Source organism: Pseudoalteromonas sp. '520P1 No. 423', assembly GCF_001269985.1.
GTDB lineage: Bacteria > Pseudomonadota > Gammaproteobacteria > Enterobacterales > Alteromonadaceae > Pseudoalteromonas.
Map to the genome: position 1 here is coordinate 1,645,096 of NZ_BBZB01000001.1, position 20,401 is coordinate 1,665,496.

Here is a 20,401-nt window from a genome sequence, read left to right on the forward strand (position 1 = left end):
ATAAATTTAATTCAAACTCTTTGTACTTAATTTAGCTTATACCAAAACGTGAGGCAAATCTAACTCATGGGTTCGAGACAATTTATTTGGTTTTTTCAGACAATTTAATTTTATCTTCAGTGGCTGAAATTGCTTTGCGACAACGTCCTAATCGGCCGTGAGTTATCAAAATATCAAGATTGATTTCATTTGCTTTATCGCCAATGGCTTTATGTAACAAGGCCTTTTTCTCTTCTATCATAACTAATAAACGTCTTTCAAACTCTTTATTTTTAGCCAGTTCTTGGTGTAAATCATGGGATGATTGCATGATTTTTTTCACCGCTTTTTTATAATATGTCTTCTTTTTAACAAATTTATTTACGTCTAAATCTTTTTGCCAAACAGGTGTTGATTTTAGCACACGTATCATGGCTTCAAGTTGTGCTGTTAATCTTTCTATTGCATATTCATAGCTGCGGCGGTGGGCAATAGGGGGCAGGTTTTTGTAAGTTTCTAATAATTCATCAACATAATCTAGTAAAATCATACTGCGGGTATTAAAGAGTGTCGGGTCAAATAATCTGTGCTTAGATCTCATATAGCTATTTTTATCAAACCACTTAGCGTTATCAAAACTTTTGGCGTCTCGCTTTATTTTTGCTATTTGAATATTTAATCTTTCTAATACTTGAGATTTCATTTACATAAAAGCCTCATAGGCAAGCTTACCCGCTAAAACAATGACCACAGTATTAAATATAGGTCTAATAATTTTACTGCCAAATTTTATGGCTGAATGTGCACCTATCCAAGCTCCTAACATTAAAAATGCACCCATAGTTGCACCTAATATAAAGTTAACATGGCCTAAAGCGACAAAAGCAATAAGAGAGATAAAGTTACTCACAAAATTCATAGAGCGGGCTAAACCACAGTTCAGTAGTAAGTTCATCTTATATAATAATGAATTTGAAGCAGTCCAAAATGTGCCAGTACCTGGGCCCGCTAAACCATCAAAAAAACCTAATAGGCTGCCTTGCACGATTTGCTTTATTTTTAAACCAAAAGTAACAGCAGGTAGTTTCGTTTTTTGTTCGGGACTTAATTTGCCAAATATGCTGTAAATAGCAACGGATATAATGATAAATGGCAGTAGCTTATTTAAAAAATCAATACTGAGTTTATCTACGACTAGAGTGCCTATTAAGGCACCTAAAGCTGTTGCAATAATGGATTTTAACCAAAATTTTGGTTGAAACAAATGCTTTTTAAAATAAGTAATGCTTGCGGTAAGTGAGCCAAAACTAGAAGCGAGTTTATTGGTACCTAAGGCAATATGAGGTGGCAAACCAGCAGTTAATAATGCGGGTACAGTGAGCATACCGCCACCGCCAGCAATTGCATCTATAAAACCTGCAGCCAATGCTACAGCACATAATATTGCCCAAGTTGAAGGGTCTAAAGCGAGTTCTAGCACTTAAATTTATTACTCTATTTTTCTGTTGAAAGGAGGTAAGGCATCTAACATAGCTTTGCCATAACGCTTACTGACGAGACGACGATCTAATACAACAATGCGACCAGAGTCTTTTTCTTTGCGTAGCAGTCTACCACAACTTTGCACTAATTTCTTAGAGGCTTCGGGTACAGTGATTGATAAAAATGGATTTCCACCTTTATTTTGAATATGTTCTGTTTGCGCTTCTTCCATTGGTGACGTTGGCACGGCAAATGGAATTTTAGTAATAATGAGATTTTCTAAATATTTACCAGGTAAATCAAGACCTTCAGAAAGGCTCTGGGTGCCAAATAAAATAGAACCTTTATTTTTATCAATTGCTTTTTTATGTTGTTTTATTAAATACTCGCGGGATGACTCACCTTGTAATAATAAATTATAACCTTTTGTTCTTAAACCTTGAGCGACTTCTTTCATTTGCCAATAAGAAGCGAACAATACTAAGTTAGCTTTTTCTTTTTCAATATAATCTGGCATCACCTCAATTAAACGTTTAGTGAAGTTTTTATCTGTTGGCTCACATTTTATATCTGGCAATAAAAGTAGCGCTTGCTTTGGATAGTCAAAAGGAGAGGGAACCTTTAAGAACTTAACGCCTTCTTCACCTGCTAAGCCAGATTCAAATGCAAAGTGGTCAAAATTACCTAATGCAGTTAATGTTGCTGAACACAAAACTGCGCCCGCACATTCTTGCCATAATTTATCTTTTAAATAAAAACCAACTTCGATAGGGCTATCGGCTAATAGGTGGTCGTGATGGTTTTTATAGTTTTGTTGTGTCAACCAGCGAGCATGAGGGCTTGAAGCTGTGCCTTTATTGAGGTTATTCCAAAGTTTATTTAGATTTTCTACTCTTTGAATATAAACACCGCTTTCAGCCAAAATAGGATCTGCTTTATGTGGCTTTACATCGCCATCGTTCACATCAAGGATCAATGATTCATGCATTTTAGTTAAATGTTTAGATACTAATAATGATGAGTCACTTAAATCTTCACTTAAATTAGATAATAACTCAGGTAGTTCACCATTTTTAAAACGATATACGTCATCTTCATTATAAGTAACATCTAAGCCATCAAGAATATCTCGGACTTTTTTTAATTCTTTTTGTGTATCTGTAATGGCATCAGCTAATTTAAAGTTCATACCGATTGCACGTTGAGTGGAAATGGTATTAGACAGTTTTTGATTAAACTTAGCTAACTTATCAAGCCATTCTAAAGTGCCTTTTACAGTTGCGGAAGCCGATGAAAAATCACGAGTTATTTTTGGTAAATGGTGTGCTTCATCAATGACATAAATTGTTTTAGCTGGCTCTGGTAAAATTTTTCCGCCGCCTAAATCTAAATCAGCTAATAATAAGCTGTGATTTACCACTAAGACATCCATCTGATTTAATCGGTTGCGTGCTTTATGAAAAGGACAGTGTTGATGCTCAGCTAATTGGCGCTGACAAGAATGTTTATCACCGGCAATTAAATTCCAAACTTTATCGGGGATCGTATCAGTCCATGCATCTCGGTCACCATGCCACTTGCTTGTGGTATAAGCCGTAACGAGCTGCTCTAAGCATTTTTTTTCCATTTTATCTAATGGCGATTTTAACAAAGGTACAAAATCAAGTTGTGCAGGTTCTTCTGCTAGAGATGCTTTTAGTTTTTGTGCGCAGGCATATCTGTGTCTGCCTTTAACGAGATCAAATTGAAAATCTAAACCTGAGTTTTTAGCAAAAAAAGGGAGTTCTTGATCTATTAATTGTTCTTGCAAAGCAACTGTTGCGGTTGAGATAACTAACTTTTTTTTATTTGCAATGGCATAAGGTAGCGCACCTAAACAATAGGCTAATGACTTGCCAGTACCTGTGCCGGCTTCTAATACACAAATCCTTTGGCTTTTATGGTATTCACCCGCCAAGGTTTTTGCGATTTCTGCAACTAGGTAGTTTTGGCTTTTTCGCGGTTTATAATCGGTTAAATTATCTGCAACTTGCTGGTGAATTTTACGAATTGTTTTTTTTAAAGCATCAGAGAGCATGTTGCAGTGACCTAGTTATGTATATAATTACAGTGATTAGTTTAAAGGGAACGGGTTTTTGATACAACAAACATTGCAAGGGTTTATCCTTTCAAAGCAACAATACACATTAAATGGGCAGATCTGTCTGTGTTATTGGCTATCATCTGATTTTGGTCCGCTTAAGGTTGTGATCACAGGTGAAGAGGCTGTTTTTTTTGTTGAACAGACTAATCAAGAGAATGCGAGTAAGTTATTAGATAAAGAAAAAATACCGTATAGATGTAGTGCTTTGCCTTTAAGTACTTTTAAACAAAACAATGTTGTTGGCTTTTACTTTTCTCAGTTAAAACAGTTCTACCAAGCAAGAGACTTATTTAATCAACATTTCATTACGACTTTTGAATCTGATATTCGCCATTGCGACCGGTTTTTAATGGAGCGGTTTATATGTGGTTCGGCATGGGTTAAGGGCGTTTTTGTACAAAAAAATGGCTTTATTGAGATCTCAAATGCGCAAATGAAGTCTATTAAAGATGATAATCAATATAAACCTAAATTAGACATGCTTTCTTTAGATATAGAATGCAGTGGCAAAGGGGTTTTATTTTCGGTTGGTTTATACAGCGATAAATGTGCTCTTGTTATTATGGTTGGAGTTGCTCAAAATCATGATGGCATTATCTGGGTAAAAGATGAAACTGAATTATTACAGGAACTTGAAAAGAAAATTATTTTCTATGATCCCGATATAATAATTGGTTGGAATGTGATTAATTTTGACTTTTCACTACTGTTTGAACGGGCAGAACAATTAGATATCTCTTTAAAATTAGGTCGAGCCAATAATAAAATTCAGTTGAAACAATCTCAGGTAGGAAAGTTACTTGTTCCGGGTCGCGTTGTATTAGATGGTATAGATTTAATGCGTAATGCAACTTATCAATTTTCAAGCTTTAGTTTAGCTAATGTTTCAAGTGAGATTTTAGGGGAGTCAAAATTAATTGAGTCTGATAATAAACTTGAAGAAATAGAGCGACAATTTGTAGAAGATAAAATTGCTTTGGCTGAATATAATTTACAAGATTGTAAATTAGTATGGGATATTTTCAAAAAAGAAAGTTTACTAGAGTTTGCAGTTGTAAGAACGCAATTAACAGGATTAGATTTAGAAAGAATGGGTGGCTCAGTCGCTGCTTTTGTTAATTTATATCTCCCTTTGTTACACCGCAGTGGTTATGTGGCTCCTAATTTAGGAGATAGCCCTGTGAATTTTGATAGTCCTGGCGGCTATGTTATGAGTTCAAGTCCAGGGTTATATCAAAATGTTATCGTGCTTGATTTTAAAAGCCTTTACCCTTCAATAATTAGAACCTTTTTAATAGATCCTATGGGGCTTATTGAAGGGCTTAAAGAAGATGATAAACAAAAATATAGTGCAGTAGCAGGTTTTCATGACGCTAAGTTCTCCCGAACAAAACACCACTTGCCTAACTTGATTGAGCAGCTTTGGAGTGCACGAGATCAAGCAAAAAAAAATAAAGATAAAATGCTTTCTCAAGCAATAAAAATTATTATGAATAGCTTTTATGGCGTATTGGGTTCTACAGGTTGTCGGTTTTATGATCCTAGATTATCAAGCTCAATTACGTTGCGTGGTCATGAGATCATGCAACAAACAAAACTATGGATAGAAAAATCGGGTTTTGAGGTTATTTATGGTGATACTGATTCCACTTTTATAAAGTTAGCTGATGAATTAACGCAAAATCAATGTAATGAAGTCGGTATAAAATTAGCTGACGAAATCAACTTAAAATGGCATGAAAAACTAAAACAAGAGTTTAATATAATAAGCCACTTAGAAATTGAATTTGAAACTCTATATAACCCTTTTTTCATGCCTACAATTCGTGGCGATATAAAAGGTTCAAAGAAACGTTATGTTGGTCAAATAACGCGATTTTTAGATAATAAACAAGATACAAAAGAGTTAGTTTTTAAAGGTATGGAAACAGTACGAAGTGATTGGACTGTATTAGCAAGAGACTTTCAAATGACTTTGTATCGTAAAGTTTTTGATGGTGAACCCGTTGAAGAATATATTAAAACTTATGTTGCTAATACTTTAAATGGAGACTTTGATCATCAGTTTGTTTATAAAAAGCGATTACGACAACATTTAAGCGAATATGTGAAAAATATCCCGCCTCACGCACAAGCTGCATTAAAAGTGCACATTACTCATCCAGATAAAGTGCCTAGCAAAGGACAATGGGTTGAATATGTTATTACAATTAATGGTCCTGAAATAAGGCAATTTAATACTTCAAAATTTAACAGGACACATTATGTTGAAAAGCAAATAAGACCGATTGCCGAATCTATTTTACCTTACCTAAATACAAATTTTGATCAAATTTTAAATGGTCAAGCCTCATTGTTTTAATTATTAGTTAGCGATTTTAGTGAGCTAATAATTGCGAAATAATCATTAATCACTCTATATTATTGGTTAAAAATTAACCTCGGGTCTGTTGTTGTACGATAATTGAATAGTTCAAAGTATTAAAATTAAGTTCAGTTTATTTTTATTTTATTATTTTTCCATTAAATACTCTTATCAGGGAGAAATTGAAATGTTAAACAATAAATTATTTAAATATTCAAAATTAGCACTCGCTATATCCTCACTTTCTTTTTTATCCATTAATGTTCAAGCCGAAGAAGGTGCTGGAGAGGTAGAGAGAATAGAAGTAACTGGCTCTCGTATTAAAAGAGCTGATATGGAAGGGGCTAATCCAGTACAGATCATTGGTAGGGACGAGTTAATTGCCTCAGGTATTACCAATGTAGGTGATATTTTACAAGAAATTCCTTCGGTAGCAGGTGCAGGAACAAATACAGCTATTAATAACGGTGGTTCAGGGTCTGTTAGGGTTTCCTTAAGAGGTTTAGGATCTGCTAGAACTTTAGTCCTACTTAACGGCCGTCGTATGGTGGCATCGGGAACTGGTGCGAATAGTTCAGTCGATTTAAGTACGATACCCACCGCGATAATTAAAAGAGTGGAAGTATTAAAAGATGGTGCTTCAGCAATTTATGGCTCAGATGCAATCGCAGGTGTTGTTAATATTATCACACGTGATGATTTTGAGGGCTTTGAAGCAAATTTAATGTATGACGCTTCAACAGAAGAGGGTGATGGCGAAACAAAATCATTTGATGTGACTGTAGGCTTTGCAGGAGATAAAGGGAATGTGGTTGTAAATGCCTTTTATGTTGAGCAAGGTGCACAGTGGTCTGGTGATAGATCATGGTCACAATTTGAATTAGATATGGATGTTACTGGTGAAGTTTCTAAAGGGGGATCTTCAGCACCACCATGGGGAAGATATAATGGTATTGATGGCATAGTTAATGGTTCTGAGTGTGGGTCATTTACTCATGGTGCAGGTAGTGGTCCTGGTCAATCAGATCCAAGCGACTTTTCAAACCCTACAGGCTTTGATTGTTGGGATTGGGATAAAGATACCTATAACTATGCGCCTGCTAATTATCATTTAACACCGCAAGAACGTTATGGATTTTTTGCTTCAGGGAGTTATGAATTTGACGATAAAATTAGGTTTTTCTCAGAATTAAGTTTTAATCGTAGGATATCAGATACTAAATTAGCACCACTACCCTTAGCGCCGTTAGCATTTTTTGGCTTCTCGGATGCGACTTATTCAAAAGATAACTATTACAACCAAATGTTTGGTCCAAAAGACAAAGATGGAAACTCTGTAGATATTGCTGATTGGCGTAGACGTATGGTTGAAACTGGGGGTCGAGATAGTAGCTTTAGAGTTGAAACAGTTCGTGCTGCAATTGGTTTTGACGGTGAAATTAATGATGATTGGCGTTACGAAGTCTCATATATATTTGGTGCAAACGATGCAGCAACAAATGGCGCTGGTGGTGTGAATTTTGAAAAAGTAGGTGAAGCTGTAGGACCATCATTCTTAGATTCGACATCAGGCGAAGTAATGTGTGGTACACAAGATAATGTTATTGAGGGATGTGTATCCCTAAATGTATTTGGTATTCCCGGAACAGAAACTGCTATTAATCAAGCTATGATGGATTTTATTACATTTAATGCTCATGATTTTGGTTCAAATGAACAGCAAATTATTTCAGGTAGTGTATTTGGTGATGCTTTTGAGTTACCAGCTGGTATGGTTGGAGTTGCTATTGGGTTAGAGCATAGGGAAGAAAAAGGAGCCGATTACCCTGATGCTTTAATTGCTTTAGGCATTACATCAGGTTCATCTCGTTTATCTACGGAGGGTTCATATACTGTAGATGAGGCCTATGTTGAAGCTAATTTTCCATTATTAGCGGATGTACCATTTGCTGATAGTTTAGAGATCGATGGTGCAATTCGATATTCAGATTATGATACGTTTGGGGATACCACTAACCATAAGCTAGGTATTCGCTGGGTACCTATGGAAGGGTTATTATTAAGAGCGACAAGTTCTAGTGCATTTAGAGCACCTTCTACGAATGATTTATTCCAAGGTGCATCTGCTAACAGCCCTACAGTGGAGGATCCTTGTTCTAGTAATCCCACAGCATTTTGTATCGCTGATGGTGTACCTGCAGGTGGTTTTGAACCAATTGGTGACCAATTATCATCAACTCGAGGAGGTAGCACAGAAATTCAACCTGAAGAGGCTGATATTTTGACTGCGGGTATTGTATATAGTCCCGATTTTTTGGATGGTCTATCAGTCACTTTAGATTATTGGGATATTGAAGTAACAGATGCAATATCTACAATTGGGGAGCAGTTGATTTTAACTAAATGTGCCACTGAGGGGACTTTCTGTGACAAAATTACACGTTATGGCCCTGATGCTGGTGCTTTGTATGGTAATTCAAGCGATATAGATGATAGAACAACCAACGTAGGTGGTGTTAATTCGTCGGGTTATGATTTTAATATTAAATATTCTACAGATATTGAAATGGGAATGTTAAAGGTAAATTTAGATACGACTTATTATGATACCTATGATGTAATTCAAGCTGATGATTCCATTGTAAAGCATGCCGGAAAATATTGGGATGCATCAAGTGGTGATGGTAACTTCCCTGAATGGAAAACTAATATAAATATAAGTTTACAAAATGATGATTGGTCAGTGGCATATAGCATTAGATACATGTCGAGTGTTGAAGAATATGTAGATATGGCTTCAGCAAGTGATTGGTCATTATCTGAAATCAACTCAGGGTTTAGAACTGCTGAGGTATTTAATGGTGAAACTGGTGCTTTAGATGGTTGGGATGTTTTCAGAGATGTCGACTCTTCAACTATACACGATATCAGGTTCACCTACTTCATGGAGAATATGACTGCGACTATAGGCATGGACAATATTTTTGATGAAGATCCACCTTATATGGCAAGTGGATTTAATGATAATACAGATCCGCGTACATACAATACAACTGGTAGACATATGTACTTATCTCTAGGACTTTCATTCTAACATTTCATAATATAGGCACTTGTAAATCTACGAGTGCCTTTCCTCCAACTCATCTAAAATGATAATTTGATTACAAAACCTAGAAAATCAACTTAACATCTTGTTCACTATTTTACTTTTAGCGCTAATTTTAAGGTTATAGTTTCCCGTGGGGTTATTAAGTGTATTTTTTTAAATTACCTTGTTGTCACGTGATTACATTTGATTTCATTTGTGGCAATTTGTTTTTAGATGTTATACCAATAAGATTAAATTTATGATCTAATAGTTGGGTGAAATATATTTCCCAAAAACAACTTCAAGATAAGATTAAATCAATAGACTTTAAATCTCTTATCGCCAAAGAAACTAATGGTAAAATACGTATTCGCTTGTTAGCTCTCTCACACATCAAAGATGGTGCAGACCGAACACAAGCCGCTATATATTTAAAGCTCAGTCGTAAAGCTGTAAATGATTGGGCTAAAAAATTCTATGCAAACGGACTTGATGGACTAAAAGAACAACCCTGAACAGGGCGGCCTTGCTATTTGACCACAGAGCAACTTACAAAATTCAAAACTGAAATGCTCCTTGAGGATCATGATAGATCCAACATAGATATTTGGTTTCAAGACGAAGCAAGGTTTGGGCAACAGAATACAACGACAAGATTATAGGCTGAAAAAGGCTCACGGCCGAGGGCTGTGAAACAGCAACAATTTCAATATGCTTATCTTTTTGGTGCTATTTTTCCTGCGACTGGAGCAACAGAGGCAATAGTAACGCCAAAATGAACTAGCCAATAAGTGCTTTGATGATTATGAGGATATTGTTAATTCATGTTGCGATGCTTGGAATAGCTTCGTTAGTGATTTAGAACGAGTAAAATCAATGTGTATGAGAGACTGGATTAATTTGGGTGTTTAAATAATCTGATTGGTATTATTCAATCAACTATGAAAATAAAATTGATAGTGTATCGAATAATAAATTATTAAGAATTGAGCAAGAGAATGGGTTGGGTTCTACACCTGATGCGATAGAGCGTAATGCGACAACGGGTAAAATTGATAGCATGAAAATGGGTCATATCTATAAATCATCACTGTCTACAGATGGTATTGATTTTAGTGCACGTTATAACTTTGAAACATCTTTTGGTGATTTCTCTCCTACAAATGTTTCAAAAGTAATGACATTTAAGAAATCGCTGATTCTGAGTCAGAACCATTTTATTACGACGGTTTACAAGATTACCCAGATCTTAAGTCAGATTTAGCATTAAGCTATGCGTATGATGATTATTCAGTTGCTTGGTCTCTCTTCCATGTTGGCTCGCAAGAATCTGGTAATGAAGAGTGGGGCGTTAATAACCTGACTGATAAAGCAGCACTTAGCTACTATGATTGCTTCCGTGATTAACTTGATTCTAGCTTGTCGCTATATGATCAAACAGGTCGTTCAATGTATTTAAGAGTTGAACAACAGTTTTAATATTTAAAAGTTAAACCCTACCAATAATAAAAACCTGATTAGCTAGCAGGTTTTTTATTTTCCAATAAACATAAAAAACCGAAATCTAAATAAAAATATTATTTTATAGCGAATTTTACTTTCCCAAACATCATTAATAGCTCTTATACTAGTGATCTTTGAAAGTACTTGATTTTGTCACCAATAAGATCATGATAGTAGTATGAAAAAATCGAACTCACCATAGACCAAAAACAAGCATTAGAAACGCGTCACAAAAAATCATGTGGTAAACGTGAAAGTGACCGTATTAAGGCTGTTTTGCTACGCGATGAAGATTGGTCAACAAAAATGATTGCTCAAGCACTACGTATACACGAAACCAGTGTTGTTCGATATATTGATGATTATCTAACAAATGAAAAATTAACCGTAAATAGTGGTGGCAGTGAAGGTTATTTAAACCCAGAACAAACCAAAGAACTTAGTAGTCATATCGAAAATAACCTTTATCACCATAACCATCAAATAGTGACTTATATATAAGAGAAATTAGTTGTTAGTTTTACCGTTTCAGGGATGCATAAATGGCTACGCCGCAATAATTTTGTTTACAAACAGCCTAAAGGCATACCCTATAAAGCTGACGTGGTAGCACAAGAACAATTCATTGAAAAATATGCTGAACTAAAAGCGTCTGTAGGCCCTGATGAACCTATTATTTTTGGTGATGGTGTGCATCCAACTATGGCGACTAAAATAAGCCATGGCTGGATCAAAAAAGGCACTGAGAAACATGTCAAAACAACGGCGAGCAGAACGCGATTGAATATTTTTGGCAGTATTCGTTTGGGTCATTTAGATGAAACGCTTACAAGCCAATACGAGACGATTAATGGTGAAAGTATTATCGACTTTTTATATAAGTTGCGAGCGCAATATAGCGATTATAAGCAAATACATTTCATCCTTGATGGTGCTGGATATCATAAGTCAAAAATAGTGACAGAAAAAGCCAAAGAGCTGAATATAAAAATTCATATTCTGCCTCCGTACAGCCCTAATTTGAACCCAATAGAAAGGCTGTGGAAGGTGATGAATGAGCATATAAGGAATAATTACTTTTTTAGCTCAGTTAAAATTTTTAAGGAAAGGGTTGATGATTTTTTCCAGACAACGTTACCTAATATTGCTGACTCTTTAGACAGTAGAATTAACGATAATTTTCAGCGCTTAAATCCAGTGTTTTGATTTCCGTTGGGTATATAAATTCCTCTTTAATGAAAAGTTAAAACCCTCTTTAATGAAAATTAGTTTCATTTACATTTTATTTACAGGGCGTGATATATCAAAAACCTGACATTTATAGCCAATTATCTATATGTCAATCTATTTTTTCAAATGTTTCCAATATATTTTTTTTGTAATCCAATGGTTACACTTTTAATGTCAAATTAACTTCCTTACTTGTTTTATTTTTTATATATAACAGTGTGTTGCTGGTTATTTTTACTTCTATGCAGTTGTAATTAGGTGTTTCAGGTTGTTTCTTTATGGAAAAGTTTTAGCTCTAAATGTTAATTTATTATAAACATGTGTTGACCAATGTTTCCTATTTTGTTTAATATTTGCCTCGGATAACGAGCAAGACTTAAAAATAGTCATTAAGTTCAACTTAAATGGCAACAAAAAATTAAATCACATCAAAGAATGTGGTCCAGGGAGAAATCGAATGATAAATAACAAACTAGCAAAAGCAGTTCGCTTAGCGATGGCTTTTGGTGCTGCTTCAACAGTAGCATTATCTGCAAATGTTTCAGCGGCTGAAGAAGGCGCTGAAGAAGTAGAGCGTATTGAAGTAACTGGTTCACGTATTAAACGTACAGATATGGAATCAGCATCACCTGTTACTGTAATTACTGCTGAACAAATGAAAGTTCAAGGTATTCAAGATGTAGGTCAATTCCTACAAAGCAGTGCTGTAATGTCTGGTTCACCAGCTATGACAACTACCAATAATGGTGGTAATGGTTCTACTGGTGTTGAGCTTCGTGGTTTAGGTTCTTCACGTACTCTTGTTCTAGTTAATGGCCGTCGTCCAGTATCTGATGACTTCCAAACTATTCCTAGCTCAATGGTTAAGCGCATTGAAATTTTAAAAGATGGTGCTTCTGCAACTTACGGTGCAGATGCTGTTGCTGGTGTTGTAAACATCATCACTCGTAAAGATTTTGAAGGTGTAGAATTAACTCTACAAACTAAAGGTTCATTTGACGTAAGTGCAAATGAAGAAACTGGTTTTAGCCTAGTAATGGGTAAAGCTTTTGATGCTGGTCATTTAGTTGTAGGTGTTGATTTTGTTGACCAGTCAGCTGTTTATCAAGGCGATACTCCAATCGATTTCATGAACTACCCTTGGCAAGTTTGGGGTGATGCAGGTGAAGCATCTTTCCATAAAAATGGCTTAATTGGTTCTGGCGATGATATGAATGTTATTGTTGTTGGTTCAGGTTCAGTTCCTTGTGGTAATTTCTATTTACAACATGGTCCAAGCCAAACTAATGATACATGTGATGGTGGTAGACCTGGTTTAGGTGATATGCGTGATTTTGTTGGCAGTGGTCCAAACAATGACACATATAACTACGCACCTGTAAACTACTTACAAACGCCATACAAAAAATTAAATGTATTTATCGAAGGTTCATTTGATATCAATGACTCAACTCGTGCATATACAGAAACTCGTATTAACAAACGTACTTCGCGTCAAGAACTAGCTGCTGTTCCTTACGATACACGTTATGATCCTGCTTATTCAGGACTATATGGTAAAACTGAAGCTGACGGTACACCGGTACTAGGTGATGATGGCCAGCAAGTAATGGTTGAGTTTAATGGTGTATCTAAAGATAACTATTACAACCCATTTGGTGAAGACGTTCTTCGTTCACGTCGTCGTATGTTAGAAGGTGGTCGTAGCTTTGAACAAGATATAGTTGGTTTCCAACAAGTTATCGGTTTTGAAGGTGAGATCAATGATGATTGGTATTATGATGTAAACTATAACTATGGTTATACACAAAATACATCAACTGACTTTGGTCAATTATTTGGTCCAAACTTAGCAAAAGCTATGGGTCCTTCATTCAAAGACAGCAATGGTAATGTTGTTTGTGGTACTGCAGCTTCACCAATCTCTGATTGTGTATCTATGAATGTATTTGGTGGTCCAGGTTCTGTTACTCAAGAAATGCTTGATTACGTAACTGCACCTCTAGTTGATGCAAGTAACTATACAGTACAAACACTTACAGCTTTCGTTGGTGGTGATGTATTTGAATTGCCAGCTGGCGTAGTTTCTGGTGGTTTTGGTTTTGAATACCGTAAAGAAGAAGCTGAAGCTCAAGTAGATTCAGGTAAATTTATGAGTGCTGTGACTGGTAACAAGTCTAAAGGTACTAACGGTGATTACGATGTAACAAGTTTATTTACTGAGTTCCGTATTCCATTATTAACAGACTCTGTAGTTGCTGAAAACTTAGATGCAAAAGTTGGTTTACGTTACGATGACTTTAGCGCATTTGGTGCATCAACTACATACCAATTAGGTATGGAGTGGAAAGTTGTTGATTCGTTATTAGTTCGTGGTACATACGGCACAGTATTCCGAGCACCTGGTATTGGTTCTTTATACGGTCCAGAAAGTGACTCATTCCCTTCAGCAACAGATCCATGTAGTACGTCTAACTGGGGTTCATTAACTGCTGCTCAACAAGGTTACTGTACTGCTGATGGTGTTCCTGTTGGTGGTTCTAACAACCTAGATTCACAGCAATTAGCTCGTGTAGGTGGTAACCAAGAACTTAAGCCTGAGGAAGGTGATACATTAACAGTAGGTTTTGCTTACTCTCCTGAATTTGTAGAAGGTTTAGGAATTACACTTGATTATTGGTCAATCGAAATTGAAAAAGTAATTGATGGTGTTGGCGCAAATGATTCACTTAAAGGTTGTTACTTAGGTGGAATCGCTGAATTATGTGGCAATGTTGAACGTACAAATGGTGAAATTTCTCGTCTAAGTGCAAAATCAAGCAACCTAAGTCGTATGACTGCAAAAGGTATTGACTTTGAAGCTAACTACGGCTTAGAAGCTCTTGGCGGCGAAATGAAGTTCAACTACTCTATGACTCATACTCTAGAGCGTGAAAACCAAATTTATAACGCTGAAACGTTTGAATTTGAAATGAAAGATTTAGCTGGCTTATTTGAAAATGATACAAGCTATGCTAAAAACAAAGCTAATTTAAATGTAAGCTACTCTTTGGATGATTTAACAATTTCGTACGGTATGAATTATATCGGTGAACTTGAGTATTCAGAGCTTCTTTACTGGGGTACTACATTGAGTGATCCTAATGATCCTAATAGCCCTGTAAACACTTACAAAGTTGATTCAATGGTTTACCATGATATCACTGCAACTTATAACTTTGATTTTGGTACAGTTGTTTCTGCAGGTATTACTAACTTAACAGATGAAGCTCCTCCATACATCGAGCCTGCAAATAACGGTAATACAGATGAAAGTAATTACCGTTTATTTGGAAAAAGCTGGTTTGTTCGTTTAACTCATACTTTCTAAGTATAAAATATTCATAGAATATGATAAAAGGTCGCTTTAGCGGCCTTTTAACTTTGTAAATTTCAGGATAAAACATAAAAGATGATTTGTTGTTTAACCCTAACTATTTATTATATGATGTTGATTTAAGAAGTTGTGAATATACATTTTTGGATGTCACTAAAAAAACATATATTAATTCAAGTTTTTTAGATACGAGAATGGAGGATGTATCAGGTAAAAACTGGTTGGTTAATATGCCTTTGATGAATAAAATAATACAAGATGAGGAAATAGGTACTAAACCGGTTTGTTATATATTTCATATTTTGTTTTCGCTTCTACTTTACTTTCAAGATGTTTAAATAAACCAAGTAAAACATTTTCATTTCGTGAACCTTGGTACTTAGAAGGTTAGCTGATACAAAAAGGGGTCTAGTCAATAGCGGTCAATTCGATACAAAACTATGATTAGCTTTAGTTAAAAATTGTGAGATATTACTGGTAAAAAACTACGAAAAAAAGAAAAAGTAATTATAAAACCAACAAATGTTGCTAATAATTTAATTGAAGATTTGAAAATAGTAAATCCAGAGTCTAAGAGTATTTTTCTATATACTGATTTACATAAATTTTTAATTACAAATTTAAATAAATCAAAAGAAACAAAATTAAAAATGCCTTTATTAGCAAAGATACTCAGTCGAGAAGCAATTGAAGAAACTTGGATGAAAAGTATCAACTTTGAAAAGGTAAGTTATTTGGAAGCGTGCAGCCTAATCTAGTATTTTCAATTAAAACAAATCATAGATTTACCTAAAGAAATATCATCAAGAGCTTTATCCATAAATATCGAGAATTTCTTTACAGATTCGCAAAGCGCCTTAAGAGCAATTAATTCGCATTTAGATTTAAGATTTGATGATAGTGATATTGTTAACATCATAAACTCACCTATGATGTCAAAAAATGTAAAATCAACTAATGAGGAATTTAACTCATCATTTCGTAATGATAAATATAAAAAAATAGAAATTAATAATGCTGAAGACCTAGCACAGGTGAAGAAATGGTTTTCAATGTTGATAGGTGAAAATACAGAACTAGAATTAATGCGTTTACTTTATAGTTCGAGGACTAAAATCAATTCAAAGAATATAACTTAAAATTAAGAACTAAGAAGAAGATCCAGATTTTTGATGCACTTTTTATAATAAAAACACTCAGGATTTTATAGAATTCATACTTTTTGATTGTTTAACTAAAATAAAATTATTTTTTTTATATTCGTTTGTATATTAACATTTGTTCACATGAAGCTTGTTTTTCCAGAGTTACAAGGGAATAAAATCTTATTTATGTAAATTTTATGTAACTCAAAAACTTGTGCCGAATTTAAATGATATAAAAAGTTATATATATCTTAACATCGAGTTGACAGGACTTGATCCATTTTGCATTATTGGTAAGTTGATGCCTATCTATAGGTATCAATCCTGGTTGAATTAAATCAGTTTTAAATTCTAAAAAAGTTACATTACTTAAATTGGTTGGGAACTATGTCTGTTAAAATCAGAAAGAGCCTTGTAGCATCTGCGTTGGTTGGCGCATTTGCATTAGCAAGCAATAATGTGATTGCAGATCCTTTGAATGACCTTCATAAAGCTGAAGCGAAAATTCATAAGGCCGCTGTAAAATCACAAGTTAAAATCGACAATGTATATGAACAAACTCAAGAGTTAATCGCTGAGTACCGCTCTGTTGTTGACGAAAGAGAAATCATTAAAGTTTATAACGATCACGTAGCACGTTTGGTTGCAGACCAAAATGCTTCAATCGAATCTTTTAATGATCAAATCGCAGAAATCGATAAAACGAAACAAAACGTTGTGCCTTTGATGTATCGCATGATCGATACGCTTGAGCAATTCATCAAAGCGGACGTTCCATTCAATACTGAAAAACGTTTAGCACGTATTGAACTACTTCGTAGCACTATGGTTAGCTCTCAAGTAACGACTTCTGAGAAATACCGTCAAGTACTTGAAGCATATCTTATTGAAAAAGATTACAGTTCAGTTGTTAACGCTACTCAAGGTGTATTGAAACTAGATGGTCGTGATATCACTGTAGATTTCGCTCAAGTTGGTCGTATCTCTTACGTTGCTCAGTCTTTAGACATGAAAAACGCATGGGTATGGAACAACACGTCAGGATCTTGGGATGCTTTAGGTGAAGAATACCTAAAACCAGTAACAACTCTTATCCGTATGGCACGTAAGCAAGCGTCATTCGATCTTGTTAAACTACCTATCTTTGGCGCGGAGTAAAACTAATGAAGAAACTTTTTAAAGGTTTTGCTGTTGCTGCAGTACTATCAGTTTCTGCTGGTGCAGCATTAAATGCTCACGCAGATACAGCTTCTCTAGATAAAATTTTAGAGCAAGTAAAAAAAGATCGTATCTCTGAAGGTAAAATTAATAAGCAACGTGAGCAAGAATTCCTTTCTGCTCGTGCAGACAAAAAAGCTTTGCATAATAAAGCAAAACGCGAACTAGCTGCTGAAAAAGCACGTGGTGAGCAGCTTAAAAAGCAATATGCACAAAATGAAATTACTTTAGCAGAAAAAGAGCAAGCGCTTGAAAATGCTAAAGGTACACTTGGTGAAATGTTTGGTGTTGTACGTCGTGCTGCATCTGAAACAATTGGTTCAATTGAAGCTTCTTTAGTAAGCGCTCAAAAACCAGGTCGCGAAGTTGTATTACGTTCATTAGCAGAAGCTAAAAAACTTCCTACAACTCGTGAACTAGAAGAGTTATGGATTGCACTTCAAACTGAAATGACTGAGTCTGCTAAAGTATCTAAATTTGATGCTGAAGTTGCTCAACTTGACGGTGCAACTAGCATGATGCAAGTTACTCGTATTGGTAACTTCAACTTAGTTAGCGAACAAGGTTACTTAATCTACCACCCAGAAACTAAGCAAATCCAACCTTTAGGTCGTCAACCAGACGGTCATATCGTAGGTTCTGCTTCTGATTTAATATCAGCTTCAGCTGGTTCATACTCAGGTTTCTACTTAGATCCAACTCGTGGTTCAATCCTTCGTCTTAACACGCAAAAAGCGACACCAGAAGACCGTTTCCACCAAGGTGGAACAGTTGGTTACGTAATCGCAGTGTTATTAGTTGTTGGTTTCCTAATTGGTTTCGTACGTTTAGCTGCGCTTACTGTTATCGGTGGCAAAATGAAAGCACAACTTAAGAATGTTAACGCACCAAGTGACAAAAACCCACTAGGTCGTATTCTTAAAGTTTACAGCGACAACAAAAACCAAGATGTTGAAAACCTTGAGTTGAAACTTGATGAAGCTATCATGAAAGAAACTCCAAGCATTGAAGCTGGTATCAATATTATCAAGATTTTCGCAGCTATCGCTCCGTTACTAGGTCTACTAGGTACGGTTGTTGGTATGATCGAAACTTTCCAACAAATTACTTTGTTTGGTACAGGTGACCCGAAAATCATGGCTGGTTCAATCTCAATGGCTCTAGTAACAACTGCTCTAGGTCTAATTGCTGCACTACCATTAATTTTCTTACACGCTGTTGTACATGCGCGTAGTAAATCAATCGTGCACGTTCTTGAAGAGCAAAGCGCTGGTATCATCGCAGCTCACGCAGAGAAGGAAAAAGCCTAATGTTATTCCTGATAGAGTTATGGGAATCTGTCAGGGATTTTGTGGCTACAGGCGGCCAAGTACTTTATGTGGTCGCGATAGCACTTTTCATTATGTGGGTATTAATGATAGAGCGTTATTGGTTCTTAACTACCGAGTTTCCTCGTATGAAAAAAGGAATAATCGCTAGTTGGGATGCCCGCCAGGATACTACATCCTGGTACGCACACAGAATTCGTGAAGCATGGATTTCTGAAGCGTCCGAAAATTTAAGCCAGCGCATGTTGTTGATTAAAACTTTGGTAGCTGTTTGTCCTTTAATCGGACTGTTAGGTACTGTAACTGGTATGATCGCTGTTTTTGAAACAATGGCAAGCCAAGGTACAGGTAACGCACGTTTAATGGCAGCTGGTATATCAATGGCAACAATTCCGACTATGGCTGGAATGGTTGCGGCGCTATCTGGTGTATTTTTTAGTACACGTCTTGAAGCTAAAGCGAAAGTTGCTCGCGCTTCATTAATTGATAGTCTGCCACATCACTAGAGAGAGATTTAAATATGGCACGTAAACAACGTTTTCGTGAAGAAGAAGACGCTGCAGTAGATATGACACCGATGCTAGATATCGTTTTCATCATGCTGATCTTCTTCATCGTGACTACTTCATTCGTTAAAGAAGCGGGTATTGAAGTCAATAAACCAAAAGCAGCACAAGCAAGTAAGCAAAAAAATGCAAATATTTTTATTGCTATCAATGCACGTGGTGAAGTTCATATGGACAAGAGTGTTGTTGATATCGAACGTGTATCTGCGAAACTTGAAAGTTTATTAGCTGAACAGCCTACTGATGTTGTAATTATCCAAGCGGATAAAGAAGCAAAACATGGTATCGTTGTTAAAGTAATGGATGCTATCAAGACGACAGGTGTTTCTAGAATTTCTATTGCAGGAGTTCCTTGATGATTCGTTTTCTGTTTTCACTTATTGCAGGTGGGGCAGTTACTTTCGGCTTGTTCTTTTTCATGGCCTTTCTTATCTCCAGTGGAGATAAGAGAGCTGAAGATGAAAAAGAAAAAATCATAGTCGAAATTATGACGAATCCGCCTGAGTCGAAGGTGCAGCAGCGTAGACGTGTTCCGCCTCCGCCGCCGCCGCCGCCAAAACAGCCGCCTAAGCCGCAGCCACCACAACCGGACAACAGTACACCTGATGCCGGAGCTTTGTCATTTAATATGCCAAGCATCAATGTAGGTGGTTCAGCTGGAGGACTGAGTGGTCCAGGTGCTTTTGGTCGTGATGGTGATGCTACACCTATCGTTCGAATTGAACCTAAATACCCAGTGCAAGCTGCACGTGATGGTAAAGAAGGTTGGGTGCAGTTATCTTTCACTATCAATGAACTTGGTGGTGTTGAAGATGTTAAAGTTATAAACGCTGAACCAAAACGTATATTTGACCGCGAAGCAAAACGTGCTCTACGTAAGTGGAAGTACAAGCCTAAAGTTGTTGATGGTAAAGCCATGAAACAACCAGGCCTTCAAGTTCAATTAGACTTTAAAATTAACCAAGGTTAAGGAGG

At 35.9% G+C, this 20,401-nt stretch carries 12 protein-coding genes and 2 pseudogenes; 11 read left to right on the forward strand and 3 right to left on the reverse strand.

The window, feature by feature from the left end; all coding sequences use genetic code 11:
• Nucleotides 1-82: 82 nt before the first annotated feature.
• Genes PSA_RS07525 through dinG form a run of 3 tightly spaced genes read right to left on the reverse strand, consistent with a single transcriptional unit; the run spans nucleotide 83 to nucleotide 3,538 of the window.
• On the reverse strand, nucleotides 83-682 hold the full coding sequence (locus tag PSA_RS07525) for a primosomal replication protein (protein WP_042145877.1): 600 nt from the start codon (nucleotides 680-682) through the stop codon (nucleotides 83-85).
• Nucleotides 683-1,459, reverse strand: a complete 777-nt coding sequence (locus tag PSA_RS07530; protein WP_042145875.1) for a TSUP family transporter — start codon at nucleotides 1,457-1,459, stop codon at nucleotides 683-685.
• Nucleotides 1,460-1,468: 9 nt separating this feature from the next.
• A complete protein-coding gene (gene dinG, locus PSA_RS07535) occupies nucleotides 1,469-3,538 on the reverse strand; it encodes an ATP-dependent DNA helicase DinG (RefSeq protein WP_042145874.1) in 2,070 nt (689 codons plus the stop codon).
• Between the two features lie 58 nt (nucleotides 3,539-3,596).
• On the opposite strand from dinG, the gene PSA_RS07540 reads away from it, so the two are divergent.
• The 11 genes and pseudogenes from PSA_RS07540 (at nucleotide 3,597) to PSA_RS07610 (ending at nucleotide 20,396) form a co-directional block, all read left to right on the forward strand.
• Nucleotides 3,597-5,966 (forward strand): DNA polymerase II, encoded by a 2,370-nt coding sequence (locus PSA_RS07540; RefSeq protein ID WP_127924124.1) that lies wholly within the window; start codon nucleotides 3,597-3,599, stop codon nucleotides 5,964-5,966.
• A gap of 190 nt (nucleotides 5,967-6,156) precedes the next feature.
• Nucleotides 6,157-9,063: a TonB-dependent siderophore receptor gene (locus PSA_RS07545; RefSeq protein WP_042145871.1), complete on the forward strand. Its 2,907-nt coding sequence runs from the start codon at nucleotides 6,157-6,159 to the stop codon at nucleotides 9,061-9,063.
• 308 nt (nucleotides 9,064-9,371) lie between these two features.
• Nucleotides 9,372-9,972: pseudogene (locus PSA_RS24455) on the forward strand (helix-turn-helix domain-containing protein).
• Nucleotides 9,973-10,063: 91 nt separating this feature from the next.
• Nucleotides 10,064-10,324, forward strand: a complete 261-nt coding sequence (locus PSA_RS07555; RefSeq protein ID WP_042145865.1) for a hypothetical protein — start codon at nucleotides 10,064-10,066, stop codon at nucleotides 10,322-10,324.
• A 425-nt stretch (nucleotides 10,325-10,749) separates the two neighbouring features.
• Nucleotides 10,750-11,769: pseudogene (locus PSA_RS07565) on the forward strand (IS630 family transposase).
• Between the two features lie 481 nt (nucleotides 11,770-12,250).
• Nucleotides 12,251-15,163, forward strand: coding sequence for a TonB-dependent receptor domain-containing protein (locus tag PSA_RS07570; protein ID WP_042145863.1), 2,913 nt, complete (start codon nucleotides 12,251-12,253; stop codon nucleotides 15,161-15,163).
• A gap of 1,538 nt (nucleotides 15,164-16,701) precedes the next feature.
• Nucleotides 16,702-17,472 carry a DUF3450 domain-containing protein gene (locus PSA_RS07590; protein WP_042145857.1) on the forward strand — a complete coding sequence of 257 codons (771 nt, stop codon included), beginning with the start codon at nucleotides 16,702-16,704 and terminating at the stop codon, nucleotides 17,470-17,472.
• Nucleotides 17,473-17,477: 5 nt separating this feature from the next.
• Nucleotides 17,478-18,842, forward strand: coding sequence for a MotA/TolQ/ExbB proton channel family protein (locus PSA_RS07595; protein WP_042145855.1), 1,365 nt, complete (start codon nucleotides 17,478-17,480; stop codon nucleotides 18,840-18,842).
• Nucleotides 18,842-19,366, forward strand: coding sequence for a MotA/TolQ/ExbB proton channel family protein (locus PSA_RS07600; protein ID WP_042145853.1), 525 nt, complete (start codon nucleotides 18,842-18,844; stop codon nucleotides 19,364-19,366). Before PSA_RS07595 ends, PSA_RS07600 begins: the two co-directional genes overlap by 1 nt.
• Before the next feature lie 14 nt (nucleotides 19,367-19,380).
• Nucleotides 19,381-19,782 (forward strand): biopolymer transporter ExbD, encoded by a 402-nt coding sequence (locus PSA_RS07605; protein WP_042145850.1) that lies wholly within the window; start codon nucleotides 19,381-19,383, stop codon nucleotides 19,780-19,782.
• Complete coding sequence (locus PSA_RS07610; RefSeq protein WP_042145848.1) at nucleotides 19,782-20,396, forward strand: energy transducer TonB; 615 nt, start codon at nucleotides 19,782-19,784, stop codon at nucleotides 20,394-20,396. Before PSA_RS07605 ends, PSA_RS07610 begins: the two co-directional genes overlap by 1 nt.
• Nucleotides 20,397-20,401 lie beyond the last annotated feature (5 nt).

What these genes read in the sequence shown, in the direction of transcription:
- PSA_RS07525 (WP_042145877.1), bottom strand. Translation starts at nt 682, where the DNA reads ATGAAATCTCAAGTATTAGAAAGATTAAATATTCAAATAGCAAAAATA.
- PSA_RS07570 (WP_042145863.1), top strand. Translation starts at nt 12,251, where the DNA reads ATGATAAATAACAAACTAGCAAAAGCAGTTCGCTTAGCGATGGCTTTT.
- dinG (WP_042145874.1), bottom strand. Translation starts at nt 3,538, where the DNA reads ATGCTCTCTGATGCTTTAAAAAAAACAATTCGTAAAATTCACCAGCAA.
- PSA_RS07610 (WP_042145848.1), top strand. Translation starts at nt 19,782, where the DNA reads ATGATTCGTTTTCTGTTTTCACTTATTGCAGGTGGGGCAGTTACTTTC.
- PSA_RS07590 (WP_042145857.1), top strand. Translation starts at nt 16,702, where the DNA reads ATGTCTGTTAAAATCAGAAAGAGCCTTGTAGCATCTGCGTTGGTTGGC.
- PSA_RS07605 (WP_042145850.1), top strand. Translation starts at nt 19,381, where the DNA reads ATGGCACGTAAACAACGTTTTCGTGAAGAAGAAGACGCTGCAGTAGAT.
- PSA_RS07600 (WP_042145853.1), top strand. Translation starts at nt 18,842, where the DNA reads ATGTTATTCCTGATAGAGTTATGGGAATCTGTCAGGGATTTTGTGGCT.
- PSA_RS07545 (WP_042145871.1), top strand. Translation starts at nt 6,157, where the DNA reads ATGTTAAACAATAAATTATTTAAATATTCAAAATTAGCACTCGCTATA.
- PSA_RS07595 (WP_042145855.1), top strand. Translation starts at nt 17,478, where the DNA reads ATGAAGAAACTTTTTAAAGGTTTTGCTGTTGCTGCAGTACTATCAGTT.